The following is a 24,870-nucleotide window of genomic DNA, read 5'->3' as shown; positions in this document are numbered from 1 at the left end:
AAGGCCCTACAGTTCCCGCAGCGCCCTTGCCGGCCGCGCCCGCAGCGCCGGCAGCGCGCCGAGCAGGCCCACCGCCAAGGTCAGCGCCGCGCCGCCGAGCAGGGTGGCGATCACCGTCGGCCAGTCCGGCCCCCAGCCGAGGCCGAACAGCTCGACGATCACGTACCAGCCCGCCGCCGCCCCGAAGCCCAGCGCCAGCAGCGAGACGATCGCGGCGAGCAGCGCATATTCGATCGCCTGCGCCCACAGGATCTGCCGGCGCGTGCCGCCGAGCAGCTTCAGCAGCACCGCATCGCGCAGCCGTGCCTGGCGCGACGCGGCGATCGCGCCGATCAGCACCGCGATGCCCGCCGCCATCGCCACCGAGGAGGCCGCCCGCACCGCCACGCCGAGCTGGCCGAGCAGGTCGCTCACCTGGCCCAGCACCTCCTTCACCCGGATCAGCGAGACAGACGGAAAGGCGGCGGCGAGCGCGCGGTTGAGCGCCGTCTCCCGCGCGACCGGCATCGCCACCGTCGCCATGTAGCTGTGCGGCGCACCCTCCAGCACGCCGGGCGAGTAGACCAGCACGAAGTTGAAGCCCATCGTGTCCCAGTCGATCTTGCGGAACGAGGCGATCGTCGCCGTCACCTCCACGCCGAGCACGGATACGGTCAACGGATCGCCGATCCGCAGGCCCAGCACCTCGGCCGCGCGCTCGTCGATCGAGACGAGCGGCGGGCCGGCATAATCGGCTGGCCACCAGCGCCCGGCCGTCACCTGGCTGCCCTCTGGCAGGGCGGCGGCGTAGGTGAGGCCGCGGTCGCCGCGCAGGATCCACGCCTCGTCCGGGATCCGCTTCAGATCCGCCACGCGCCGGCCGGCGTAGGAGACGATCGGCCCGCGCAGCGACGGCACGGTGCGGACATCGGCGCCGGGCGAGACGCCGGCCACCACCGTGCGGAAGCGATCGATCTCGCCATTGGGGATGTCCAGCACGAAGAAGCTCGGCGCCCGTGCCGGCAGGGTGCGGGCGATCTGGCCGGAGAGGTTCGTCTGGATCACCGCCAGGGTGGCGAACAGGGTGAGGCCGAGGCCGAGCGCGACCACCAGCCGATCGGTCTGCGCGCCGGGCCGGTGCAGGTTGGCGATGGCGAGCCGCAGCAGCGGCCGGCGGGCATGCGGCATCCGCGCCGCCAGCCGCCGCACGCCCCGGCCCACCGCCGCCAGCAGCGCCAGCAGCGCCGCCACCGCGCCCACGAACATCGCCGCGAAGCCGGGATAGGGTGCTGTCAGGATGGCGAGCGCCACGATCGCGCCGAGCAGCACCGCCATGCCGGCCAGCACCGCCGCCGGCGGCCGCGCCGCCGCCTCCACGCCGCCGCGGAACAGCGAGGCCGCCGCCACGGCGCGCGCCCGCGCCAGCGGCGCGACGGCGAACAGCGCGGCGACGAGCACGCCGTAGGCGGCGCCCACCAGCAGCGGCGCCGGGTAGACGTCCAGGCGCGGCGGCACCGGCAGCGCGTCGCCCGCCACGGCCGTGACGATCGCCGGCACCGCCGCGCCCAGCGCGCCGCCCGCCACGATGCCGGCAATGGCGACGATGCCGATCTGGATCAGGTAGAGCGTGGCGATCATGCCCGACGAGGCGCCGAGCACCTTTAGCGTGGCGATGCCGGCGCGCCGCGCATCGAGGTAGGAGGCGACGCCGTTGCCCACGCCGATCCCCGCCACCGCCAGCGCCGTCAGCCCGACGAGGCCGAGAAACTGGCCCAGCCGCTCGACGTAGCGGCGGGTGGTCGGCGCGCCGTTGGTGCGGTTCTGCACCTGCCAGCCGCCGTTCGGGAAGCGGGCGAGTACCGCATCGGCGACCGGGCCGAAATCCCGCGCGGGCGGCAGCTGCACGCGGTAGCGCGCGTTGAACAGGCTGCCGGGCTGCACCAGCCCGGTCGCCGCGATGCCGCTTATGTCGACCAGCGCCACCGGGCCGAGGGTGAACCCCTCGCTCAGCCGGTCCGGCTCGTTGGCGATCAGGCCGATCACGCGCAGGCTCGCCTCGCCGATGCGGATGCGATCGCCCACCCGCACACGCAGCCGCTCGGCCAGCGCCGGTCCGATCGCCACATCGGTGCCGCGCGGCCGCGCCGCCAGCGCGCCGGGCGCAAGGGCGAGCTTGCCGTAGAGCGGATAGGCGGCATCGACGCCCTTCAGTTCGGCCAGCACGCTCTCCGCGCCGTCCAGGCGGGAGGCCATCGCCCGCATCCGCACCGTCTCCGACGTGCGGCCGGCCGCGTCGAAGGCGGCGCGCTCGGCCGGTGTGGCGAAGCGCTGCACCACCTGGAATTGCAGATCGCCGCCCAGCAGCACGCGCCCCTGCTCCTCCAGCGCGCCCAGGATCGAGGCGGAGAGGCTACCGACGCCGGCGATCGCCGCGACGCCCAGGAACAGGCAGAGCGCCAGCAGTCGCAGGCCGGAGAGGCCGCCGCGCAGCTCCCGCAGCGCCAGCCGCAGCGCCACGCCGCGCGTCGCCATCAGGCGCCGCCGCCGGCCGGAGCGGTATCCGCGACGATGCGGCCGTCGCGCAGTTCCACCGTGCGCCCGCAGCGCCGGCCGAGCGCCGGATCGTGGGTGATCATCACCAGGGTCGCGCCGGTCTCCCGCTGGCGGGCGAACAGCAGGTCCATGATCGCCTCACCGGTCGCCGCGTCCAGATTGCCGGTCGGCTCGTCGGCGAACAGCAAAGCGGGCCGGGCGACGGTGGCGCGGGCGATGGCCGTCCGCTGCTGCTCCCCGCCCGAGAGCTGCGCCGGATAATGGCCGGTACGGTGGCCGAGGCCGACGGAGGCGAGCTCCGCCTCCGCCCGCGCGAACGCGTCGCCCTCGCCAGCCAGTTCCAGCGGCACGGCGACATTCTCCAGCGCCGTCATCGTCGGCAGCAGGTGGAAGGCCTGCAGCACGATGCCGATGCGCCCGCGCCGGGCGAGCGCCAGCTGATCCTCGCCCATCGCGCCGAAGTCCGCGCCGGCGACGTGGATCGATCCGCCGCTCGCCTGCTCCAGCCCGGACAGGACCGCCATCAGCGAGGACTTGCCCGAGCCTGACGGGCCGAGCAGCGCCACCGTCTCGCCGGCGCGCACCGTCAGATCGATCCCGCGCAGGATCTGCACGCGCGCCAAACCCTGGCCGAGCGCGAGGGTGACATCGCGCGCGGCGATCACGATATCGGGATCAGGCTGAGGCAGAAAAGGATCTTCCGTTGCGCAGGCAGGCAGGCTCATATGGGTGGCGGCGGTGGATTGTCCATCTCGCCGGATGGCTGGCACTGGCGGGCGCCGCCCCGGCATCGGCGGCCGAGCGGCTGATAGTGGCCTTCGGTGACAGCCTGACGGCAGGCTACGGGCTGAAGCCGAACGAGAGCTTTCCGGTGCAGCTGGAGGCATCGCTCAGGCGGCAGGGCATCGCCGCCCGCGTCCACAATGCCGGCGTCTCCGGCGACACGACGGCCGCGGGCAAGGCGCGGCTCGCCTGGGTGCTGAACGCGCTGAAGGCGAAGCCCGATCTCGTGATCGTGGAGCTGGGCGCCAACGACATGCTGCGCGGCCTGCCGGTGGCGCAGGCCCGCGCCAATCTGGAGGCGATCCTCAGCGAGTTGCGGCGGCGGCGGCTGAAGGTGCTGATCGCCGGCATGCGCTCCGCCCCCAACATGGGCCGCGCTTATGTGACGGCGTTCGAGGGCATGTATCCGGCGCTGGCGAAAGCCTATGGCGCCGGCCTCTATCCGTTCTTCCTGAACGGAGTGGCCGCCCGCCGCGGCATGACCCTGCCGGACGGCCTGCACCCGACTGCCCCCGGCGTGGCGGTGATCGTGCGCGGCATCACGCCGGCGGTGAAGGCGGGGCTTGGGGTGCGATAGCGGCGATCGACGGCGCACCACCCGGCAGGCTTGTCCCGAGCGCAGTCGAGGGACGCCCAAGGACGTAGCCGGAAGGCCTGGCTACGTCCGAACGGGTGTCTCGACTACGCTCGGCACAAGGGGGACAGGTCGAACGCCTCAGCAGCGGCGGCCGTCCGAACGGTCGATCGCGCGGCCGGCGAGCGCGCCGACGCCGGCGCCCAGGATCGTGCCGAGCGTGCGATCGCCGCGACCGGCGATGGCGTTGCCGGCCAGACCGCCAGCGATGCCGCCGATGGCGAGGCCGCCATTGCCCTTGTCGTAGCAGCGCTGGTTGCGATAGCGGTAGTTGCCGCCGCGATAGCGACGATCGTTGCGGTAGCGGCGATCATCGCGCCAGCCGACGTTCTGGAAGCCGGCATCCTGGCCGCGATCGTCCCATCCATAGGACTGGGCGGCGGCCGGCAGCGGCGCGACGGTGGCGGTGCCGGCAAGGGCGATGGCGGCGGCGGTGACGAGCGACTTGAACATCGTGGATCTCCCTGGCTGCGGCATCAAGCGGATGCCGGAATGACAGGGACGCTTATCGATTCGCGGGCTTGACCTGACCCTGAATGCGCCTGTCAGCGCCCGTTCAGCCGTCCGGGCCGGATTCCGCACCTGCGGGGAAGTGGATGGCGAGCCATATCGTCGGCCGCGCGGGATCGGTCCATGTCACGCGATGACGCACATGCGCCGGGATCAGCAGATGATCGCCCGGCCCGAGCACCATCTCCCCCGCGCCCTCGATCAGCAGGTGAGCGCCGCCTCCCACCAGCAGCACCCATTCATCCTGCGGCTGATCGTACCAGTCGGGGGAGACCTGCCCGGTCGAGACGATCCGCTCGATCCGCAGGCCCGGCCGACCGAGGAGGGTACGAAACTCCTCCTCCTCCGCATCGCGCCTGATGCCGGCGAGAAGATTGCCCCAGCCGTCCGCCGCCCGTTCCTTCGCTTACTCGTCGGCGGTGCCGGGCTCCGCCATGTTGCGGTGCATGCCGGACAGCACCGCCGCCGGCGTTACATGCGCCAGCGCCACCTGCAACTTGTTCTTCCAGCCGGAAACGACGCTGGCCTTGCCGTCCATCAGCGCATCCCAGCCGTCGCGCGCGACGTCGGCCGGGTCGCTCTTGCTCTTGGACGCGCCGACGCTGGTGTCCATCATGTCGGCGCGATCGAAGAACTCGGTCTCCACCGGCCCCGGCATCAGCGTGGTGAGCTGAACGCCCTTCGATTCCTTGATCTCGTCGCGGATCGCGTCGGTGAAGCTGTCCACGAACGCCTTGGTGCCGTTGTAGACGGCCTGGAAGGATCCGGGGATGAAGCCGGCGATGGATCCGGTGACGAGCACCTTGCCGTCGTCGCGGGCGACCATGTCCTTTAGCACGTGCTGGAGCAGATAGAGCGTGCCGGTGATGTTGGTGTCCACCACCTTCCGCCAGTCCGCGACATCCTGCCCCAAGAAGTCGCGGCCGAGGCCGCGGCCGGCATTGGCGCAGAGCAGGTCGATCCGCCGCCCGTTCGTCGCGGCGAGCAGGCTGTCGACGCCCTCGGTGGTGGAGAGGTCCGCCTCGACCGACTCGACCTTGCCGCCATGGGTGCGGAAGTCGGCGGCGGCGGCCTCGATCAGCGGCTCGTCCGCCACCACGAGGATATCGTAGCCATTCTCCGCCGCGATCGAGGCGAGCTCGAAGCCGATGCCGGTCGAGGCGCCGGTGATGACCGCAAATTTGCCGTTGCTGTCTGCCATGATGCGTCTCCTGTCAGGCGGCCTTCGCCAGGCCGGGTTTCAGGACGACCTTCGTCACCTCGTCCTGCTTGTTCTTGAAGATGTCGTAGCCGTGCGGCGCGTCTTCCAGCGCCATGCGGTGGGAGATCAGGAAGGTCGTGTCGATCTTCCCCTCCACGATCGCGTTCAGCAGGCCCGGCAGATAATGCTGCACATGGGTCTGTCCGGTCTTCATCGTCAGCCCCTTCTCCATGAAGGCGCCCATCGGGAACTTGTCGACGAACCCGCCATAGACTCCGGGCACGGAGACGCGCCCGCCCTTGCGGCAGGCGATGATCGCCTGACGCAGCACGTGCGGCCGCTCGGTGCCGAGGAAGGCGGTGGCCTTGATCTGATCGAGCACGTTGTCGGCGAACAGGCCGTGGCTCTCCAGGCCCACCGCGTCGATCACCGCATCGGGGCCGATGCCGCCGGTCATCTCCATCAACGCATCGTAGACCTTCGAATCCTCATAGTTGAGGATCTCGGCGCCGAACTTCTTGGCCAGCGCCAGCCGGTTCGGGAAATGATCGATCGCGATCACCCGCGCGGCGCCCATCAGGAAGGCGCTCTGCACGGCGAACAGGCCCACCGGGCCGCAGCCCCATACCGCCACCGTGTCGCCTGGCTCGATGTCGGCATTCTCGGCGGCCATCCAGCCGGTCGGCAGGATGTCGGAGAGGAACAGCACCTTCTCGTCGTCGATCCCGTCCGGGATCACGATTGGCCCCACGTCGGAGAATGGCACGCGGACATATTCGGCCTGACCGCCGGGATAGCCGCCGGTCATGTGGCTGTAGCCGAACAGGCCGGAGGCGGGGTGGCCCCACAATTCCTCGGATATGTCCTGATTGTCGGCCGGGTTCGAATTGTCGCAGGCGGAATATTGGTGCTTGCCGCAGAAGTAGCAGCTGCCGCACGCGATCACGAAGGGCACGACGACGCGCTGGCCCTTCTTCAGCGTGCTCCTGGCGCCGGTCTCCACCACCTCGCCCATGAACTCGTGGCCCAGGATGTCGCCGGCCTTCATCGTCGGAATGTAGCCGTCGTACAGATGCAGGTCGGATCCGCAGATCGCGGTGGAGGTGATCCGGATGATCGCATCGCGCGGGTTGATGATCTCGGGATCGGGAACGGTATCGACGCGGACGTCGTGCTTGCCGTGCCAGGTGAGCGCACGCATGGGCGGTCCTTTCGGGTGGGGCGGGATTACGCCTTGGGCGCGGGATTGGGCGGGCTGGAAGTGGCGATCTCGCCAGTTTCCAGCAGCTGCTTGATCCGCCGCAGGTCGCGACGCTGCTGGATCGCCGGCTCCTTCTGGGTCAGCTTGGCGACTAGCTTGCCGATGATGCCGGCCGGCGGATCGTAGGCGATCGTGGCGGAGACGAAGGTGCCGCGTTCGCCCGCGTCGCGGAACTCCACGCGGCCGCTGTTCGAGATGTCGGCACCCTCGGCGGAGGACCAGGCGATCAGCGCACCGGGCACGTCCTCGGTGACGATGGCGTCCCACTCCACGGTGCCGCCGCCGGGGGCGTTCACGATCCAGTGGGACGTGCGATCGTCCTTCACGGCGATGCTCGCAACATTCTCCATCGCCGGCGCCAGGTTCGCGAAATTCCGCCAGAAGGCGTAGACGTCGGCCGGCGTCCGGTTGATCGTGAGGGTGATTGCAGTGAGCGCGGTTTCGCCGCGCGCCTTCTGGTCCGCCGTGGGTTCGGCCGATCGCGCGGCGGAGCGTGGCGCATCGTCCCGCCCGCCGGACCCGGCGGTGGTGGTCGTCTCGGTCATGGCACCATCCGTTCTGCTGCGAGCCTTGAGAACCCGCCACGCCACGCGCCGTTCCCAACGATCGGAGATTTGGGGATTTTTCGCCGGTGCGGCTCAGCCGGGCAGCCGCCGCCAGCAATAGACCGCGACCATGGCGAGCGCGCCGGCCGCCGCCAGATAGGGCAGGTGGGCGTCCACCCCGTAGAGCCCCACGCCCAGCGACGGGCCGAGGACGAACACGATCCCGTTCACCGACGTGACCCGGCCGGCGACGAGCCCCTGCTCCTCCGATCCCACGGCCAGCGAGGCGCCGGCGGTGAAGCCCGGCCGGACGAAGCCGAAGCCGAGCGAGGCGATGGCGAACGACACCGCCAGCGCATGCATGGAGGCCGCCAGCGCGATCGCCACGCAGCCCGCCGCCGCCGCCAGCGATCCCCACACCAGCATCAGCCGTGGCGGCCAGCCCAGGCGCGGGATCAGCCCCCACTGCACCAGCAGCGCCGCCCCCGCGCCGGACATCAGCACGATGCCGATGATCGGCTGGGCGAGATCGGGCGTCAGGTGCAGCCGGTCCATCGTCAGGAAGGCCATCGTCTGGCCCACCATCGCCTGCGCGTGGCCGGCGACGAGGCCGGCGAGCATCCACGGCCAGATCCGCGGATCGCGCAGGCGCAGCCGGCCGGCGCGGGGCGCGCGGCTAGCGGCGATCACGGAAGCGCCGCTCGGCTCGCCGCCGATCGAGGGCTCGGCATTGGCGGCGCCGCGCATCGGCCGGTCCTCCGGCCGGTCGCGCGGCAGGCCGTAGAGGACGCCCGCCGTCATCAGGATGCCGCCGATCGCGAACACGTAGCCCGGCCCGGCGAGGCCCACCACCGGCAGCACGAAGAAGGGCGCCAGCGCCGGGCCGAGGATGGTGCCGAGCCCGAAGGCGGAGGCGAGCAGGGTCAGCGCGTTGGTCCGCTCGGCCCGGCTAGTGCGGCGGGCCACCATCGCCTGCGCCGCCGGCGGGGCGGCCGCGCCGAAGAAGCCGTAGACGAGCCGCGCCAGCACGAACGCCACGAGCGCGCCGATGCCGCTGAGCCAGCCCTGCAGCCCGGCCGTCAGCGCCATCGCGCAGCCGAGCAGCGAGACGGTGAAGCCGGCGATGCCGATCGCCACCATGCGCTTGCTGCCGGTGCGATCGGATCGGCGCGCCCACCACGGCGCCGCGATCGACCAGACCAGCGCCGAGAAGGAGAAGGTGATCGCGATCACCGCGTCGGCCAGGCCCAGCGATCGGCCGATTGCCGGCAGCACCGATTGCAGCGCCGTGTTGCCGGCGGCGATCGCCAGCATGACGGCGAACAGCAGGCGGAACTCGCCGCGGCGGGCCGGATCGGCGATGGCGGGCCCGAATGCGTCGACGGGCCGGTGGGGCAGGACTGGCGGCATGATCGGACGACCATAGGCTCGGCTGGCCGCGCCGGGGAAGAGCGGCGCTTGCCTTTGCGTGACGCTTTTGCGAACGGAACGGATCGACGTCAGCCCGAGTTGGAGCAACCATGTCAGCAACGCCCGCCGAATCGGCGCTCGCACGTAGTCAGAAGCGCCGTCGGGCGGCCGCGAGCGTCGGCCCGCTGGGCATGTTCTTCAAAGGCTTCATCAAGCATCCGGTGATGGTCGGATCGATCATCCCCTCGTCGGGCAAGCTGATCGAGAAGATGCTCTCCCGCGTCGACTGGGCCAACACCAAGGTCTTCGTCGAATACGGTCCGGGGGTCGGCACCTTCTGCGGGCCGATCCTGGATCGCATGGCGCCCGATGCGATGCTGATCGCGATCGATACCAACCCCGATTTCATCCACTATCTGCGCGCCCGCCTGCCCGATCCGCGCTTCGTGCCGGTGGAGGGATCGGCGGCGGACGTGCGGCGCATCCTGGCCGATCACGGCCACGACCATGCCGACTACATCCTCTCCGGCCTGCCCTTCTCCACCCTGCCGCCCGGCGTCGGACCCCGCATCGCGGCGGAGACGCACGGCGCGCTACGGCAGGGCGGCGCCTTTCTGGTCTACCAGTTCAGCCCCAAGGTGCGAGATTTCATCGCGCCGCATTTCGCCCGCATCGACCATGATTACGAACTGATCAACATCCCGCCCGCCCAGCTCTACTGGGCCTGGAAGGACTGACAGGGAACGCTCCTGCCGGCCAGCGAGGCAAAGGCGTATCGACATTCAGCGGATCAAGTCGATTTTACTCGCCCTTTATCCACACCGCTCATCCTGAGGAGCCATTGAGCCTGTCGAAATGGCGTCTCGAAGGACATGGGAAGTCCTTCGAGACGGGTCTTCGCCTACGCTCAGCCCCTCCTCAGGATGAGCGGACATGCAAAAAGCTCAATGTCGATACGGCCTACGCCGTCGCCAGCGCGGGTGCGCCCGTCCGCCACCAGCCGATGATCGCCAAAGCGGCGACCAGTCCGAACGCGCCGGCGATCAGGAAGGCGGGGGCGTAGCTGCCGGTCTCGCTGCGGATCAGCCCGGCGCCGAACGCCGCTGTGGCGGCACCCATCTGGTGCGCCACCATCACCCACCCGAACACGATCGGCGCGTCCCGCTCGCCGAAGCTGATGTTGGCGAGCTTCACCGTGGGCGGCACTGTGGCGATCCAGTCGAGCCCGTAGAAAATGGCGAACAGGCCGAGGCTCGCCGCGCCGAAATCGAGGAAGGGCAGCGCCAGCAGCGAGAGGCCGCGCAGGCCGTAATAGACGAACAGCAGCTTCCTCGGATCGTAGCGGTCGGTGAGCCAGCCGGAGGCGGTGGTGCCGATCAGGTCGAAGAAACCCATCGTCGAGAGCAGGCCGGCGGCGGCGACGGGGGCGATGCCGTGATCGCCGCAGAAGGCGATCATGTGCGTGCCGACCAGCCCGTTGGTGGTGAGCCCGCAGACGAAGAAGGTGCCGGCCAGCAGCCAGAATATCGGTACGCGCGCGGCGCGGAACAGGGCGGTGAAGGCGAGCGCCGGGCTCGCCGCCTGCTTCATCGGCGGGGGCGGGGCGGTCCCCTCCGTCTCGCCGAAGCGGCGGGTGCCGACGTCGCCCGGATGTTCCGGCACCAGCAGCCAGACAATGGGGACGAGGGCGAGGCAGGCGAGGCTGACGGCGAGCGCCACCGGCCGCCAAGCGCCGCCCTGCGCTGCCCAAGCGAGCAGCGGCAGGAACACCAGCGCGCCGGTGGCGGTGCTGGCGCTCAGCATGCCCATCACCAGCCCCTGCCGGGTGGCGAACCAGCGGTTGACCACGGCCGCGCCGAGCACCGAGGCGACCGCGCCCGATCCGATGCCGGAGACGACCCCCCAGCTGGCCACATAGTGCCACGGCACCCGCATCCACAGGCTGGCGAAGGTGGCGGCGGCCATCAGCATCAGGCCGCCCAGCATCGTCCGGCGAATGCCGATGGACATCATCAGCGCCGCGGCGAACGGGCCGACCAGGCCGTAGAGCAGGATGCCCACGGCGGCGGCGAACGAGATCGTCGCCCGATCCCAGCCGAAATGCAGTTCCAGCGGCACCATCATCACGCTGGGCGCCGAGCGCAGGCCCGCCGACACGAGCAGCGCGACGAAGGTGACGGCGACGACGGCGTAGACGGTGCGGGCGCCGGCGCGGCGGGCGAGCGGCGGCGTCATGCGGCGCCCTCCCGCACGGCCACGCCGGTGATCTCGCGCAGCGAGCCGGCGAGGGCCGCCCAGTTCGCCGGGCCGAACGCCGCGACGATGCGCCCCTGCGCGCCCTCCCACGCCGGCACGGCGGCGGTCATCGCCGCAGCGCCATCGGTCGTGAGCGTGGCGATGCGGGTGCGGCCGCGCGGCGCGGCCTCGATCCGCACCCAGCCCTGCCGCGCGAGCGGGGCGATGGTGCGATAGAGCGAGGTGCGGTCCATCACCAGCAGATCGGCCAGCCGGCTCAGCGGCATCGCCCCGCCGCCATCGAGCGTGCGCAGAACGGCGAATTGCGTGGTCGTCATGCCGGCCCCACCGAGCGCCGCGTCATAGACGCGCGACACGGCGCGCGCCGCCTTGCGCAGAGCGGTGCAGGCACAGGGAGCGAGATCAGGATGCATATGCATCTTATGCCGCAGGTCGCGTAAGCGCGCCAGCCCCGACACCCGGCGGCGGCGTCGCGCTCAGCCGCTGCGCGGGCGCACCCAGGCGAGCGGGCGCGGCGTCGCGACCGGCCAGTGGCGGCCGCGACCGCGGGCCTGCGCCGCCGCCTTCGCCACCCAGCCGAGCTTCGCCGCCTTGCTGGTGACGACCCGCGCATCCCAGGCGCGGCTGCCGCGCCGCGCGACCTCGCGCGCGATGTCGCCGTAGATGCCCGCCGCCGCCAGCACCGCCCAGGCCGAGCGGAACCGCAGCGCCGGCGTGCCGTGCCGCGCCGAGCCCTCGAACGCCGCCGCGCGCGTCGCCAGGCGCCCGGCCAGCACCGCTATGCGATCGCGGTACATCGGCCGCATCGCCTCGCCGGGCGGGATGTCCATCTCGGCCAGCCACTCGGCCGGCAGGTAGCAGCGGCCGCCGGCATCGTCCTCGCACAGGTCGCGCGCGATGTTGGCGAGCTGGAAGGCGAGGCCCAGGTCGCAGGCCCGGTCCAGCACCGCCTCGTCGTCCGCCGGCACGCCCATCACGATCGCCATCATGCAGCCGACGGCACCCGCGACATGGTAGCAGTAGCGCAGCAGCGCCTGCTCGTCGCGCGGGCTGAAGCCGGCCGCGTCCAGCGCGAAACCCTCGATCAGATCGTGCGCCAGATGGTGCGGGATCGCGCACTCGGCCGCCACCACGCCGAGCGCGTCGAACGCCGGATCGCCGGTGGGCCGCCCGTCGAGCGCGGCCGAGGTCTTGGCGCGGATCTCGGCGAGCCGTGCGGCGGGATCGGCGACGGCGGCGAGGGCGTGGCCATGCTCCTGCCCGTCGGCCAGATCGTCGCAGGCGCGGCACCAGGCGTAGAGCAGCCACGCCCGCTCGCGCGTGCGCCGGTCGAACAGGCGGCTCGCCATCGCGAAGCTCTTGGAGCCCCTGGCGATGCTGTCGCGCGCCGCCGCGACCAGCCGCGCCCTTTCCGTCATCAGAGCTCGTCGCGGCGCATGTGGATGATCGGCGTGGACGGCAGATGCGCCTCCATCCGCGCGAGCAGCGGATCGAGCCGGTCCTCGACGATCAGGATGTCGCGGTGCTGCGGGCGCAGGAAGCCCGTCTCGGCCATCGTCGCGACGAAGGCGACCAGCCCGTCATAATAGCCGTTCACGTTCAGCAGCCCCACCGGCTTGCCGTGATAGCCCAGCTGCGCCCAGCTCAGCGCCTCCCACAGTTCGTCCATCGTGCCGGTGCCGCCGGGCAGGGTGACGAAGCCGTCCGCCAGATCGGTGAACAGCGCCTTGCGCTGGTGCATCGTGCCGACGACGTGCAGCTCGGTCAGCCCGCGATGCGCCACCTCGGCATCGACCAGCGCCTGCGGGATCACCCCGATCGCCTCGCCGCCGGCCGCCAGCACCGCATCGGCGACGGCGCCCATCAGCCCCAGCCGCCCGCCGCCATAGACCAGCCCGATGCCGCGCGCCGCGAAGGTGGCGCCCACCTCCCGCGCATTGTCGATATAGGCGGGATCGGCCGGCGTCGCCGATCCGCAATAGACCGCCAGCCGCCTCATGCCCGCAGATCCTGTACCATCAGCGCGGCGGTGGCCTTGGCCGATCCGACGACGCCCGGGATGCCCGCGCCCGGATGCGTGCCGGCGCCGACGAAATAGAGGTTGGGGATTGCATCGTCGCGATTGTGGACGCGGAACCAGGCGCTCTGCGTCAGCACCGGCTCCAGGCTGAAGGCCGATCCCAGATGGGCGTTCAGATCCCGCCCGAAGTCGGCCGGCGTATAATGGAAGCTGGTGACGATGCGGCCGCGCAGATCCGGTATCAGCCGCCGCTCGATCTCCGCCAGGATGCGGTCGGCGTAGACCGGGCCTACCTCCGCCCAGTCGACCGGCAGCTTGCCCATGTGCGGCACGGGCGCCAGCGCGTAGAAGGTGGAATGGCCCTCCGGCGCCAGGCTGGGATCGGTGATCGTCGGGTGGTGCAGGTAGAGCGAGAAATCCTCCGGCAGCACGCCATGATCGTAGATGTCGGTCAGCAGGCCCTTATAGCGCGGGCCGAACAGGATCATGTGGTGCGGGATGCCGGGCCACGCGCCCTTGATGCCGAAGTGGACGACGAACAGCGACGGCGAGAACTTCTTCTTGTCGAGCGAGGCCGCCGCCCGCCGCCCGCGCGCGGAGCCGGAGAGCAGGTCGCGATAGGTGTGGACGATGTCGCCGTTGCTGGCCACCGCGTCGAACGTGGCACGCCAGCCGCTCGCCGTGCGCACACCCGTGGCGCGGTCGCCCAGCGTCTCGATCTCCACCGCCGGATCGGCCAGGCGCAAGGTGCCGCCCAGCCGCTCGAACTGCGTCACCATCGCCGCGACCAGCCGGTTGGTGCCGCCGGCGGCGAACCACACGCCGCCATCCTTCTCCAGCTTGTGGATCAGCGCGTAGATGGCGCTGGTCGTCATCGGATTGCCGCCCACCAGCAGCGTGTGGAACGACAGCGCCTGCCGCAGATGCTCGTCCTTCACGTAGGACGACACGATCGAATAGACCGATCGCCACGCCTGATAGCGCGCCAGCGCCGGCGCGGCCTTTATCATCGAGGCGAAATCGAGGAACGCGACGTGGCCGAGCTTCTCATACCCCTCGCGGTAGACGCCGGCCGAGTAGTCGAGGAACTTCGCGTAGCCGCCGACATCCTCGGGCCGCAGCTTCGCGATCTCGCGGGTGAGGGCGGCGTCGTCGTTCGAATAGTCGAAATTGGTGCCGTCGGGCCAGTTCAGCCGGTAGAAGGGCGTCACCGGCAGCAGCGCGATATCGTCCTCCATGCGCCGGCCGGAGAGTGCCCACAGCTCCTTCAGGCAGGCGGGATCGGTGATAACGGTGGGGCCGGCATCAAAGGTGAAGCCGTCCCGCTCCCACAGATAGGCGCGGCCGCCGGCGCGGTCGCGCCCCTCGATTACGGTCGTCTTCACGCCTGCCGACTGCAGCCGGATGGCAAGCGCCAGCCCGCCGAACCCGGCCCCGATCACCGCCGCTGTGCTCAAGACCGTACCTCCCTCGCGCCGCGCGGCTCACCCAATACGCGGAGCGCGCGACGCAGGGGAACGGGCGGCTTGCCGGAAAGGATGCGCAACTTGTCGAGCGCGGTCGATTGCGCGGCGTAGAAGCGACCGATCAGATCCGCGTCCAGCCCGTAGAACCGCTCCAGCACCTTATACCGCTCGGCCGGCTCGGCGGCGCGGAACAGCATCCGGTCGAGCAGGCGGTAGAAGCCGCGCTCCGCCCACGCAGCCTGCGCAAAGGCGTGCAGCCGATCGGCCAGGTCGGCGGCGGCAGGATCGGGCAGCGCGGCGACGAACAGCGCCGTGCGGATGGCATCGGGCAGCGAGTAGCCGGTCGTCGGGTGGAACAGGCCGGCGCGCACGCCGGCCTTCGCCGTCTTGCCGCCCGATCGCCAATAGCCCTCGAAATCGCCGCCCAGCGCCACCGGCAGCACGCCCGATTCGGTCCGCTCGACTTCGGCCACCGTCCAGCCGCGCAGGCCGGCATAGTCCGCGATCCGCGCGGCGAGCGTCGTCTGGTCCAGCGTGAGCGTGTCGCTGTAATAGGTGTCCTCGATCAGCAGCCGCTCCCCATCCAGCGGCAGCACGTAGACGAAGCGGTAGCCGTCGATCTGCGCGACGGTGGCGTCCATCACCACCGGCCGGTCAAGCCCGTGCGGCCCGGCCAGCCGCACCACCTGGCCGACGAACTTCTGCCAGCCGAGATCCAGCAGCGAGAGATCGGCCGGCCCGCGCGCATCGATCACCGCCCGCGCCTCGATCCGCGTACCGTCGTCCAGCAAAGCGGCGGTGGGCGAGAGCGCGGTCGCGCGGCGCCCGGTCAGCAGCCGATCGCCGGGCAGGGCGGCCCGCACCACCGCGTCCAGCCGCTCCGACAGGATCGAGTAGTAGGTCGCCGCCAGACGCCGCCGCCGCTTGGGAAAGGCGATGTGATAGCCCTGCCAGCCGTGGCAGACGAGCGGCTCGATCAGCCAGCGGTCCGCCGCGGCGACGTCGCTGCCGAAGAAGGACCAGATGTGGTTGCCGCCGACGGCCGCTTCGGCCTCCACCAGCCTTACGTCCAGGTCCGGCCGCCGCCGCGCCAGCGCCAGCGCGATCAGCCCGCCGGCCAGCCCGCCGCCGACGATCGCCAGATCGCAATGTATCGCCCGCGCCATGCCGGCGGCGCTTACACGCGATCGGCGGTGCAGGGGAAGCGCCGTCAGCGGGTGGCGACGCGCCGGTCGGCTTATCCATCTCGCGAAGCCCATCCTCTCCGGACTCTCTCCTTCGAGGGCGGCGCGCGGCCGACCGATCGGCGAAAGGCCCGATCCGCTTTGCCGGCCGAGGCGCGGCACGCTTCCACCGCAGGCGATCAGGGCCTATGGGGGCACGTGCCTGCCGTCGCCGCCCTCATCCTCTCCGCGCTCGCGATGGCGGCGATCGTGGCGGTGCGCTACCTGCTGGTGAGCGGAGGCTTCGCTCTCGCCACGCGGGCGCGCCACCCCGGCCTGTATTCCGGCCAGCGCGCGCAGATGCTGCGGGAGATCGGCTGGTCGCTCGCCTCCGCCGCGATCTACGGCGTGCCCGCCGGCATCGTCGCCTGGGGCTGGCAGGCGCACGGCTGGACGCGGGTCTATGCGGATGCGGCGGCCTGGCCGCTCTGGTGGTGGCCGCTCTCGATCCTGGTCTACCTCGCCGCGCATGACTGCTGGTTCTACTGGACGCACCGCTGGATGCACCGCCCGCGCGTCTTCGCCCGCGTCCACGCCGTCCACCATGCCAGCCGCCCGCCCACCGCCTGGGCGGCGATGAGCTTCTCGCCGCTGGAGGCGCTGTCCGGCGCCGTCGTGATCCCGGCGCTCGTCTTCCTCGTGCCGATCCACGTGGCGGCGCTGGGCGTGGTGCTGACGGTCATGACGGTGATGGGCGTCACCAATCACATGGGGTGGGAGATGTTTCCCCGCTCGCTCGTTCACGGTTCCGCCGGCCGGTGGCTGATCACCGCCAGCCACCACCAGCGCCACCACCGCGATTACAGGTGCAATTATGGCCTCTACTTCCGTTTCTGGGACAGGCTCTGCGGCACGGATGCCGGGCTCGGCCGCTTCGCGCATGATGATGGCGATCCCGCTCGGCCTGCTGGCGATGGGCGCGGCCTCGCCCGGGCGGATCGACGTTGAGGTCGCCGGCCTGCGCTCGCAGAAGGGCAACATCATCCTCTGCCTGACGCGCGATCCCGCCCACTTCCCGGCGTGCGACGGCGATCCCGCCGGGCGCCGCATCGTCGTCGCCGCGCGCGATGCCGCCGCCCACTTCCCGAGCCTGCCCAGCGGCGACTATGCGCTGGCCCTGATCCACGACGAGAACGGCAACGGCCGGCTGGACAAGGCGATGGGCGTGCCGCGCGAGGGCGTCGGCTTCTCGCGCAACCCGCGCCTCACCTTCGGCCCGCCGCGCTTCTCCGCCGCCAGCTTCCCGGTCGGCGCCCAGCCGGTGGAGGAGCGGGTGCGGCTGAAATATTTCCTGTAGCCGCCCGCTTTTCCTGCCCCTACACTGCGACCATCCCCGGGGGGCCGCGACGCAGCGGCTGAGAGGCGGTTCATGCACCGCGACCCGCCGAACCTGATCCGGCTGATACCGGCGTAGGGAGGGAGCAGGCATCCGCCCGCACCCGCTCTCCGCCCAGCCACGAGGAGAGACGTGACATGGCCGATATCCCCGCGCGCACGGAAATGAAGGTGACGACCGGCCCGATCCGCGGATCGCGCAAGATCCACGTCGCCTCGCCGAACGATCCCAGCGTGCGCGTCGCGATGCGCGAGATCGACCTGGAACCCTCCTGCGGGGAGCCGCCGCTGCGGGTGTACGACTGTTCCGGCCCCTATACCGATCCGCAGGCGCGCATCGACATCATGGCCGGCCTGCCCGAGCTGCGCGCCGCCTGGATCCGCGGGCGCGGCGACGTGGAGGAGTATGACGCGCGCGAGATCCGGCCCGAGGACAACGGCCTGAAGGGGCCGGACCGTTCCGCCGGCGTCGCCCCCTTCCCCAACGTGCGCAAGCGGCCGCTGCGGGCGCAGGCCGGCGCCAACGTCAGCCAGATGCACTATGCCCGCCGCGGCATCATCACGCCCGAGATGGAATATGTCGCCATCCGCGAGAATGTCGGCCGGGCGAAGCTGCGCGAGGCGGCGATCCGCGACGGCGAGGATTTCGGCGCCGAGATCCCCGACTATGTCACGCCGGAGTTCGTGCGGGACGAGGTGGCGCGCGGCCGCGCGATCATCCCGAACAACATCAACCATCCCGAGAGCGAGCCGATGGCGATCGGGCGCAACTTCCTCGTCAAGATCAACGCCAACATCGGCAACTCGGCCGTCGCCTCCGACGTGGCGAGCGAGGTGGACAAGATGGTGTGGTCGATCCGCTGGGGTGCGGACACGGTTATGGACCTCTCCACCGGCCGCAACATTCACGACACGCGCGAGTGGATCATCCGCAACAGCCCCGTGCCGATCGGGACCGTGCCGATCTACCAGGCGCTGGAGAAGGTGAACGGCATCGCCGAGGATCTGACGTGGGAGATCTTCCGCGACACGCTGATCGAGCAGGCCGAGCAGGGCGTCGACTATTTCACGATCCACGCCGGCGTGCGCCTGACCTATATTCCGATGACGGCGAAGCGCGTGACCGGCATCGTCAGCCGCGGCGGCTCGATCATGGCGAAATGGTGCCTCAGCCACCACAAGGAAAGCTTCCTCTACGACCATTTCGAGGACATCTGCGCGATCATGAAGGCGTATGACATCGCCTTCTCGCTGGGCGACGGTCTGCGCCCCGGATCGATCGCGGACGCCAATGACGAGGCGCAGTTCAGCGAGCTGGCGACCTTGGGCGAGCTGACCCAGATCGCCTGGAAGCACGACGTGCAGGTGATGATCGAGGGCCCCGGCCACGTGCCGATGCACAAGATCAAGCAGAATATGGACAAGCAGCTGAAGGCCTGCGGCGAGGCGCCCTTCTACACGCTTGGGCCGCTGACCACGGATATCGCGCCGGGCTACGACCATATCACCAGCGCCATCGGCGCGGCGATGATCGGCTGGTTCGGCACGGCGATGCTCTGCTACGTGACGCCGAAGGAGCATCTGGGCCTGCCCGACCGCGACGACGTGAAGGTCGGCGTGGTCACGTACAAGCTGGCGGCCCACGCCGCCGATCTGGCGAAGGGCCACCCCGCCGCCAAGCTGCGCGACGATGCCCTCAGCCGTGCCCGCTTCGAGTTCCGCTGGCGCGACCAGTTCCACCTCAGCCTCGATCCCGACACGGCCGAGCAGTATCACGACCAGACCTTGCCGGCGGAGGGCGCCAAGACGGCGCATTTCTGCTCCATGTGCGGCCCGAAATTCTGCTCGATGAAGATCACGCAGGAGGTGCGCGACTTCGCCGCCCAGCAGAACCAGCCCTCCTCCAGCTTCCTCGCCGCCCAGCCGGTGGCGAGCGAGGACGCCGAGGCGGGCATGGCGAAGATGAGCGAGACGTTCAGGGAGAAGGGCGGGGAGATCTATCTGCCGGCGGAGTGAGAACAAGTCCATCGGCGGCGACAGAGTATGATCGTGAGGATAGCTGCCTAGAAAGGCAGGCATGCTGTCGATCCCAGCGCTCCGCTAGAGGAGCGCTGATTCACGATCTGTATCGCCTACTTCAATATTGATACCGACACTGTGCTACCTGCAGCGTCTGCTCCGCCCCGCTGCCCACTACGCGGTATACCAGCCGATGCTCTTGGTTGATCCGGCGCGACCACCAGCCGGTCAGGTTGCCGCCGAGCGGTTCAGGCTTGCCGGTGCCCCTGAACGGGTGGCGGCGGCATTCCTCGATCAGGGCGTGGAGCTTGGCGAACAGCTTGGCGTCGTCCGCATGCAGGTTTAGATACTCGACCCAGGATCGCGACGAGAACTGGACGTTCACGGATGGATGAGCTCGTGCACCTCGCCGCCGCCAGCTTCCAATTCGGCGATGCTCTCCAGTAGCCGCTTGGCATTGGCGGGGGATCGCAGCAGATAAAGCGTTTCCTCGATCGACGCCCACTCGCTCTCGGAGATCAGCACCGCGCCTTCGCCGCGCTGGCGCGTGATGGTAAGCGGCGCCCGATCGGCGACGACCTTGTCGATCATGGCCTTCAGGTTCTCGCGGGCCTCGGAATAGCTGACTGTCTGCATGGCCAGAGACATGGACAGAAACCTGTCCAATGTCAACCGACCGGCAAGCCGCTTCGCACCTTGCGCGACCCTGTTAGCTTGACGCCCGAACCGCGGGAGGATGCGCGATGGGAATGCTCGATTGTCTGCTGGCCCAGGTGGCCGGCAATGTGGATGTCGCCAATCTCGCGGCGAAGGTCGGGTTGACGCCGGCGCAGGTGGAGGCGGCGGTCGCGGCACTCGGCGCGGCGCATCCGCAGCCGGGCGACACTGCCGGCGCGGCCGCCGCCAGCACCGGCCTGCCGGTGCAGGCGCTGCGGCAGATCATCGGCCATATCGGCGGCGAGGGCGCGTTGGGCCGCTTCTCCGATCTGCTCGGCAACCGAGGTGCCGAGCCCGGCAGCGCGGACACCGGCATCGAGGGGATGCTGGGCGGCTTGGCCGGCAGGATGTTCGGCAAGGATTGAGCGGGGCCCCGTTCCGCAGGCGCGCGCCCTCAGAAGATGCCGTGGCCGATCATCAGCCGCAGCACGCCGACGACGATGACGATCAGGTTCAGGTTGCGCCCCGTCCGCCCGCGCGAGAGGATGCCGAACAGCAGCCCGACCACCGCCACCGGCACGACGAACCAGTAGAGCCAGCCGAGCAGGGGCACGAAGGCGATCAGCGCCCCGGGCAGCGCGACGAGGCCGATGACGATCGAGATCAGGTTCAGCATGGCGGTACTATCGCCCACGTGGGCGGCATCCGGCAAGCTTCGCCCAACGATGCTGGCGGCGGCAGCGAACAGATGCCCGTGACCTGTGCGGATCGGCCCCGCGACAGGCTCTTCCTGGCGATCCGTCGCCGGCGAGCGCGATCCCGTACATCAACGAGGTGCGTCCGGATCCGCGTGAAGGCGAGACCGAGGTCGCCGATGATCGCCTGCACCTGACCTTCTTCTGGTTTGGCGATTTCCACGGCCTGCCGGACGCTCTGCTCTCACGCATCCGCCCGGTGATCGGCGGGCTGGAGCGGCCATCGTTCCGCATCCTGCTCGATCGGCTGGCCTTCGGACCGAGGAGCGTCCTCCTGTTTCCGAGCGAACCGCTACCGGCGATGACCGCCTTCCATGGGCGCATGCAGGCCGCACTGGCGCAAGCGGGCGTCACGCCTCCGGCCGCGTGGCGGTATCGCCCGCACATGACCCTGCTCTACGGCAGGCGATCGGAGCCTGGCCGGTGGATCGATCCGATCGGCTGGCAGGCCGGCGAGAACGTCCTGATCCACAGCCGCATCGGCAGCGGGCGGCACTGCGTGATCGACCGATGGCCGCTGCGCGTGCCTCAACCGGCCTGATCCCGCGGCCGTGGTGGCGCGGGCGCCCGGTCGGCCGGCGGCTCCGTAGCGGAACGCCGCCCGGCCGTCGGACATATGCGGGCGAGCGGGCAGCGCGGACAATCGGGCACGTCCCAGCGGCAGATCGTCTGGCCGAGGGTCTTCATCAGAATGTGGAAGGCGAGGAAGTCGTCGCCGCTCCATCCCGGCATTGCTGCCGTGACGGCTTTGCTGGCGGCTCGGTAATCGGCCTGCGGTCGGGCGAAACCCAGCCGCGTCAGCGCCCGCAGCACATGCGTATCGACGATGAAGACGGGGCGGCGGAGCGTGCTGGCGTTGAGCATCGAGGCGGAGACCTTGCGCGCCACGCCGGGCAGCCGCTCCAGCCAAGCGAGCGCATCGGCCAGCGGCATGTCGGCGAGGAAGGCGAGATCGAGGTCGGGCCGCTCGGCAGCGATCAGCGCCGGCGCCACGACGATATAGCCGGCCTTGGCGTTCGCGTGCGTCACCCCCGCGATGGCGTGCTCGATCGCGGCCGCGTCTGCCCCGGCCAGCGCCGCGATGCCGGGAAAGGCGACACGCAACCGGCGCAGCGCGGCTTGCGACACTTCGTCGCGAGCCCTACCGCTGATGATCGGCTTGACGAACTGCTCCAGTCGTGTTCGCTGTCTTGCGGGCAGATATAGGCCGAACTCCGCCCCCAGCAGCCTCCGCTAGCGGACGAGGTCGACGGTGGCGAAACCGAAGCTGTCCTGCATCACGCCGGTATCGCCCAAAGCGGCGAAGCGGCCCGGCGCGCCTCAGCTCACCCCGAGCATCCCCTCCAGCGCCTCGCTCGCCTCCAGCCAGGTCGCCTCGGCCGCTGCCATGTCGCGTTCCACGGCGGCGCGGCGCTGCATCAGCGTGGTCATCGTCTGGTCGCGGTCGATCGGGTCGGCGGTGGCGGGATCGAACATCGCGCGGTCGATCGCGGACTTGCGCAGCGTGAGCTTCGCCAGCGCGTCCTCGGCCACCTTCACCGCCTTGCGCACGTCGGCGGCGCGGGCGCGGGCATCGGCGGCGGCCTTCTTGTCGGCCTTGGTCTTCTTCGGGCCACCCTCCGCCTTCGGCGTCTTGCCGAGCACGAAGTCGGTATAATCCTCGATCGATCCGGTGAATTCCTGCGCCGTGCCGCCGTCCACCAGCACCAGCCGGTCGGCCGTCAGCTCCAGCATGTGGCGATCGTGGCTGACGAGCACCACGGCGCCGGTATAGGCGTTCAGCGCCTGCACCAGCGCCTCCCGGCTGTCGACGTCGAGATGGTTGGTCGGCTCGTCGAGGATCAGCATGTGCGGCGCCTCGCGCGTGATGAGGGCCAGCGCCAGCCGCGCCCGCTCGCCGCCGGAGAGCTTGCCCACCTTCGTCAGCGCCTTGTCGCCGGAGAAGCCGAAGCGGCCGAGCTGTGCGCGCACGGCGGCCGGCGTCATGCCCTTCATGATCCGGGTCATGTGCTCCAGCGGCGTATCCTCGGTGTCCAGCTCCTCCACCTGATACTGGGTGAAATAGCCGACCTTCATCTTGCCGGACGCCGTCATCCGCCCGTCCATCGCCGGCAGCTGCGCGGCGAGCAGGCGGGCGAGGGTGGTCTTGCCGTTGCCGTTGCGGCCGAGCAGGGCGACCCGATCGTCGGGATCGAGGCGGAAGTTCAGGCGCTGCAGGATCGGCGTCTCGGCATAGCCCACCGCCGCCATGTCCAGCGTCACCAGCGGCGGGCGCAGCTCGTCCGGATTGGGAAAGGCGAAGGAGAGCGTCGGATCGTTCGCCATCTCGGCGATCGGCTGCATGCGGGCGAGCGCCTTCTGCCGGCTCTGCGCCTGCTTGGCGGTGGAGGCGCGGGCGGAGTTGCGGGCGATATAATCCTGCAGCTTGGCGCGCTGCGCCTCCTGGTTGGCCTTCGCCGCCGCCAGCTGCGCGGCCCGCTCGGCCCGCTGCCGCTCGAACGCGTCATAGCCGCCGACATAGAGCGTCGTCCGGCCGCCCTCCAGATGCAGGATGTGATCGACGACGTTGTTCAGGAGATCGCGCTCGTGGCTGATGACGATCATCGTCGCGCGGTAGTTCTTGAGGAAATTCTCCAGCCATAGCGTCGCCTCGAGGTCGAGGTGGTTGGAGGGCTCGTCGAGCAGCAGCAGGTCGGGCCGGGAGAAGAGCAAAGCGGCCAGCGCGACGCGCATCTTCCAGCCGCCGGAATAGCTGTCGAGCGGGCGGCCCTGCATCTCCTCGTCGAAGCCGAGGCCGACGAGGATGCGGGCGGCGCGGGCCGGTGCGGTATAGGCGTCGATCGCGTTCAGCCGCTCGTGGATCTCGCCGATGCGATCGGGATCCTCGCACGTCTCGCTCTCGTCCAGCAGGGCCGCCCGCTCCGTATCGGCGGCGAGCACGGTGTCGAACGGGGTGGCGTCGCCGGCGGGCGCCTCCTGCGCGATATAGCCCAGGCGGGCGCCGCGCGGCATCTCCACCGCGCCCTCGTCCGCCTCGCCCAGGCCCGCGATCACCTTCATCAGGGTCGACTTGCCGGCGCCGTTGCGGCCGATCAGCCCCACGCGGCTGCCTGGCGGAAGCGCCGCCGTGGCGCGATCGAGGATGACGCGACCGCCGAGCCGCACCGTGATGTCGGAGATGTTGAGCACGGCCGCGCCGTAGCATCCATGGTGCGCTGCGGGAAGACCGGCGCGCTCCGTGGCCCGCTCCCCTTCTGTCGAGCGAAGTCGAGACACCGTGCTGGGCGCGATCCAGGGCCGGCGCGCCGGTCAACTTCGCTCAGCCCGGAATCGGCCCTCCCCAGGCGATCTCGGCTGCGCTCGATCGGTCCCTCGACTGCGCTCGGGAGAGGGGAGGCGGGGGCGGGATCAGCCGTTCACGACCATGCCGCCGTTCGGGTGCAGCACCTGGCCCGACATGTAGCTCGAATCCTCGCAGGCGAGGAACAGGAAGGCGGGGGCGACCTCGTTCGGCTGGCCGGCGCGGCCCATCGGCGTGCTCTGGCCGAACGTCTTCAGTTTCTCCGGATCGGCCCCGCCGAACGGGTTGAGCGGCGTCCAGATCGGCCCGGGCGCCACTGCGTTCACGCGGATGCCGTCGCCGACCAGATTCTCGGAGAGCGAGCGGGTGAAGGCCGTGATCGCACCCTTGGTGGACGAGTAGTCGAGCAGATCCTTCGATCCCTGATACATGGTGACGGAGGTGCAGTTGACGATCGCGGAGCCCGCCTTCAGGTGCGGGCGCACCGCCTGCGTCAGGAAGAACATGCCGAAGATGTTCGTCTGGAAGGTGCGGCGCAGCTGCGCCTCGGTGATGTCGGTGATGTCCTCGTCGGGATGCTGCTCGCCGGCATTGTTGACGAGGATGTCGATGCCGCCCAGCGTCTCGACCACTTCCGCCACCGCCTTCTCGCAGAACGCCTTGTCGCCGACGTCGCCGGCGATGGCGAGCGAGCGGCGTCCCTCGATCGTCACGATCTTGGCGGTCTGCTGCGCATCCTCATGCTCTTTCAGGTAGAGGATCGCGACATCGGCTCCCTCGCGCGCGAACAGTGCCGCCACCGCGCGGCCGATGCCGCTGTCCCCGCCGGTGACGAGCGCGACCTTGCCGTCGAGCCGGCCCGAGCCCGGGAAGCGCGGGCTCCACTCGGGCTTGGGATCCAGCTTCGCCTCCTCGCCGGGCAGGTCGTCCTCGTGGATCATCGGGTCGGTGGCGCTCATCAC

Annotated in this window: 27 protein-coding genes and 1 riboswitch; of the genes, 7 read left to right on the top strand and 20 right to left on the bottom strand. The window is 70.3% G+C overall.

What is annotated here, in order from left to right; translation table 11 throughout:
- Nucleotides 1-6 precede the first annotated feature (6 nt).
- On the bottom strand, nt 7-2,511 hold the full coding sequence (locus tag GNT64_RS14835; RefSeq protein WP_156680229.1) for an ABC transporter permease: 2,505 nt from the start codon (nt 2,509-2,511) through the stop codon (nt 7-9).
- Nucleotides 2,511-3,257, bottom strand: a complete 747-nt coding sequence (locus GNT64_RS14830) for an ABC transporter ATP-binding protein (RefSeq protein ID WP_156680228.1) — start codon at nt 3,255-3,257, stop codon at nt 2,511-2,513. The genes GNT64_RS14835 and GNT64_RS14830 overlap by 1 nt, the downstream gene beginning before the upstream one ends.
- A gap of 86 nt (nt 3,258-3,343) precedes the next feature.
- Here GNT64_RS14830 and GNT64_RS14825 point away from each other — a divergent pair, with 86 nt between their 5' ends.
- Nucleotides 3,344-3,892 (top strand): arylesterase, encoded by a 549-nt coding sequence (locus tag GNT64_RS14825; protein ID WP_231639029.1) that lies wholly within the window; start codon nt 3,344-3,346, stop codon nt 3,890-3,892.
- Between the two features lie 138 nt (nt 3,893-4,030).
- On the opposite strand, the gene GNT64_RS14820 is transcribed toward GNT64_RS14825, so the two are convergent.
- From GNT64_RS14820 to GNT64_RS14795, 6 genes are all read right to left on the bottom strand, one after another.
- On the bottom strand, nt 4,031-4,402 hold the full coding sequence (locus GNT64_RS14820) for a glycine zipper 2TM domain-containing protein (RefSeq protein WP_156680227.1): 372 nt from the start codon (nt 4,400-4,402) through the stop codon (nt 4,031-4,033).
- Nucleotides 4,403-4,505: 103 nt separating this feature from the next.
- Complete coding sequence (locus tag GNT64_RS21980; protein ID WP_277873277.1) at nt 4,506-4,751, bottom strand: cupin domain-containing protein; 246 nt, start codon at nt 4,749-4,751, stop codon at nt 4,506-4,508.
- 114 nt (nt 4,752-4,865) lie between these two features.
- Entirely contained in the window at nt 4,866-5,660 is a 795-nt protein-coding gene (locus GNT64_RS14810) for an SDR family NAD(P)-dependent oxidoreductase (RefSeq protein ID WP_156680225.1), read from the bottom strand.
- A gap of 13 nt (nt 5,661-5,673) precedes the next feature.
- Nucleotides 5,674-6,861: a zinc-dependent alcohol dehydrogenase gene (locus GNT64_RS14805; protein WP_156680224.1), complete on the bottom strand. Its 1,188-nt coding sequence runs from the start codon at nt 6,859-6,861 to the stop codon at nt 5,674-5,676.
- A 26-nt stretch (nt 6,862-6,887) separates the two neighbouring features.
- Nucleotides 6,888-7,466, bottom strand: coding sequence for an SRPBCC family protein (locus GNT64_RS14800; RefSeq protein ID WP_156680223.1), 579 nt, complete (start codon nt 7,464-7,466; stop codon nt 6,888-6,890).
- Nucleotides 7,467-7,559: 93 nt separating this feature from the next.
- Entirely contained in the window at nt 7,560-8,876 is a 1,317-nt protein-coding gene (locus tag GNT64_RS14795) for an MFS transporter (RefSeq protein WP_156680222.1), read from the bottom strand.
- Between the two features lie 110 nt (nt 8,877-8,986).
- On the opposite strand from GNT64_RS14795, the gene GNT64_RS14790 reads away from it, so the two are divergent.
- A complete protein-coding gene (locus tag GNT64_RS14790; protein ID WP_156680221.1) occupies nt 8,987-9,613 on the top strand; it encodes a class I SAM-dependent methyltransferase in 627 nt (208 codons plus the stop codon).
- Nucleotides 9,614-9,836: 223 nt separating this feature from the next.
- Here the strand turns inward: GNT64_RS14790 and GNT64_RS14785 are convergent, their stop codons facing one another.
- The 6 genes from GNT64_RS14785 to crtY are packed head-to-tail and all read right to left on the bottom strand — an operon-like array spanning nt 9,837 to nt 15,784.
- Complete coding sequence (locus GNT64_RS14785; protein ID WP_156680220.1) at nt 9,837-11,111, bottom strand: MFS transporter; 1,275 nt, start codon at nt 11,109-11,111, stop codon at nt 9,837-9,839.
- Nucleotides 11,108-11,551 carry a MarR family winged helix-turn-helix transcriptional regulator gene (locus GNT64_RS14780; RefSeq protein WP_156680219.1) on the bottom strand — a complete coding sequence of 148 codons (444 nt, stop codon included), beginning with the start codon at nt 11,549-11,551 and terminating at the stop codon, nt 11,108-11,110. Before GNT64_RS14780 ends, GNT64_RS14785 begins: the two co-directional genes overlap by 4 nt.
- Before the next feature lie 57 nt (nt 11,552-11,608).
- Nucleotides 11,609-12,550 (bottom strand): phytoene/squalene synthase family protein, encoded by a 942-nt coding sequence (locus GNT64_RS14775; protein ID WP_156680218.1) that lies wholly within the window; start codon nt 12,548-12,550, stop codon nt 11,609-11,611.
- A complete protein-coding gene (locus GNT64_RS14770; RefSeq protein WP_156680217.1) occupies nt 12,550-13,131 on the bottom strand; it encodes an LOG family protein in 582 nt (193 codons plus the stop codon). The genes GNT64_RS14775 and GNT64_RS14770 overlap by 1 nt, the downstream gene beginning before the upstream one ends.
- Nucleotides 13,128-14,609 (bottom strand): phytoene desaturase, encoded by a 1,482-nt coding sequence (locus GNT64_RS14765; RefSeq protein ID WP_156680216.1) that lies wholly within the window; start codon nt 14,607-14,609, stop codon nt 13,128-13,130. Before GNT64_RS14765 ends, GNT64_RS14770 begins: the two co-directional genes overlap by 4 nt.
- On the bottom strand, nt 14,606-15,784 hold the full coding sequence (gene crtY, locus GNT64_RS14760; RefSeq protein WP_156680215.1) for a lycopene beta-cyclase CrtY: 1,179 nt from the start codon (nt 15,782-15,784) through the stop codon (nt 14,606-14,608). The genes GNT64_RS14765 and crtY overlap by 4 nt, the downstream gene beginning before the upstream one ends.
- Nucleotides 15,785-16,039: 255 nt before the next feature.
- Here crtY and GNT64_RS14755 point away from each other — a divergent pair, with 255 nt between their 5' ends.
- From GNT64_RS14755 to thiC, 3 genes are all read left to right on the top strand, one after another.
- Nucleotides 16,040-16,789, top strand: coding sequence for a sterol desaturase family protein (locus GNT64_RS14755; protein WP_156681663.1), 750 nt, complete (start codon nt 16,040-16,042; stop codon nt 16,787-16,789).
- Nucleotides 16,722-17,138, top strand: coding sequence for a DUF2141 domain-containing protein (locus tag GNT64_RS14750; protein WP_231639026.1), 417 nt, complete (start codon nt 16,722-16,724; stop codon nt 17,136-17,138). Before GNT64_RS14755 ends, GNT64_RS14750 begins: the two co-directional genes overlap by 68 nt.
- A 27-nt stretch (nt 17,139-17,165) precedes the next feature.
- A riboswitch (TPP riboswitch) is annotated at nt 17,166-17,275 on the top strand.
- 39 nt (nt 17,276-17,314) lie between these two features.
- Nucleotides 17,315-19,192, top strand: coding sequence for a phosphomethylpyrimidine synthase ThiC (gene thiC / locus GNT64_RS14745; RefSeq protein ID WP_156680214.1), 1,878 nt, complete (start codon nt 17,315-17,317; stop codon nt 19,190-19,192).
- A 121-nt stretch (nt 19,193-19,313) separates the two neighbouring features.
- Here the strand turns inward: thiC and GNT64_RS14740 are convergent, their stop codons facing one another.
- Together GNT64_RS14740 and GNT64_RS14735 are read right to left on the bottom strand one after the other, a co-directional pair.
- A complete protein-coding gene (locus tag GNT64_RS14740) occupies nt 19,314-19,580 on the bottom strand; it encodes a Txe/YoeB family addiction module toxin (protein ID WP_156680213.1) in 267 nt (88 codons plus the stop codon).
- The gene (locus tag GNT64_RS14735) at nt 19,577-19,843 is read right to left on the bottom strand and encodes a type II toxin-antitoxin system Phd/YefM family antitoxin (RefSeq protein WP_231639025.1); all 267 of its coding nucleotides are present in this window, start codon (nt 19,841-19,843) and stop codon (nt 19,577-19,579) included. The genes GNT64_RS14740 and GNT64_RS14735 overlap by 4 nt, the downstream gene beginning before the upstream one ends.
- A gap of 95 nt (nt 19,844-19,938) precedes the next feature.
- Here GNT64_RS14735 and GNT64_RS14730 point away from each other — a divergent pair, with 95 nt between their 5' ends.
- On the top strand, nt 19,939-20,277 hold the full coding sequence (locus GNT64_RS14730) for a hypothetical protein (RefSeq protein WP_156680211.1): 339 nt from the start codon (nt 19,939-19,941) through the stop codon (nt 20,275-20,277).
- Between the two features lie 29 nt (nt 20,278-20,306).
- On the opposite strand, the gene GNT64_RS14725 is transcribed toward GNT64_RS14730, so the two are convergent.
- On the bottom strand, nt 20,307-20,528 hold the full coding sequence (locus tag GNT64_RS14725; RefSeq protein ID WP_156680210.1) for a hypothetical protein: 222 nt from the start codon (nt 20,526-20,528) through the stop codon (nt 20,307-20,309).
- Nucleotides 20,529-20,611: 83 nt separating this feature from the next.
- Between GNT64_RS14725 and GNT64_RS14720 the strand changes: the two genes are divergently transcribed.
- On the top strand, nt 20,612-21,148 hold the full coding sequence (locus GNT64_RS14720; RefSeq protein ID WP_156680209.1) for a 2'-5' RNA ligase family protein: 537 nt from the start codon (nt 20,612-20,614) through the stop codon (nt 21,146-21,148).
- Here the strand turns inward: GNT64_RS14720 and GNT64_RS14715 are convergent.
- From GNT64_RS14715 to GNT64_RS14705, 3 genes are all read right to left on the bottom strand, one after another.
- Nucleotides 21,136-21,759: an endonuclease III domain-containing protein gene (locus tag GNT64_RS14715; RefSeq protein ID WP_277873275.1), complete on the bottom strand. Its 624-nt coding sequence runs from the start codon at nt 21,757-21,759 to the stop codon at nt 21,136-21,138. The two genes, GNT64_RS14720 and GNT64_RS14715, sit on opposite strands and share 13 nt — an antisense overlap.
- A 168-nt stretch (nt 21,760-21,927) precedes the next feature.
- A complete protein-coding gene (locus GNT64_RS14710; RefSeq protein WP_156680207.1) occupies nt 21,928-23,796 on the bottom strand; it encodes an ABC-F family ATP-binding cassette domain-containing protein in 1,869 nt (622 codons plus the stop codon).
- Between the two features lie 219 nt (nt 23,797-24,015).
- Nucleotides 24,016-24,867 carry an SDR family oxidoreductase gene (locus tag GNT64_RS14705; protein ID WP_156680206.1) on the bottom strand — a complete coding sequence of 284 codons (852 nt, stop codon included), beginning with the start codon at nt 24,865-24,867 and terminating at the stop codon, nt 24,016-24,018.
- Nucleotides 24,868-24,870: the final 3 nt, after the last annotated feature.

The sequence above is a fragment of the Sphingomonas profundi genome (assembly GCF_009739515.1).
Taxonomy (GTDB): domain Bacteria; phylum Pseudomonadota; class Alphaproteobacteria; order Sphingomonadales; family Sphingomonadaceae; genus Alterirhizorhabdus; species Alterirhizorhabdus profundi.
This window is presented reverse-complemented; position numbering and strand designations above follow the sequence as displayed.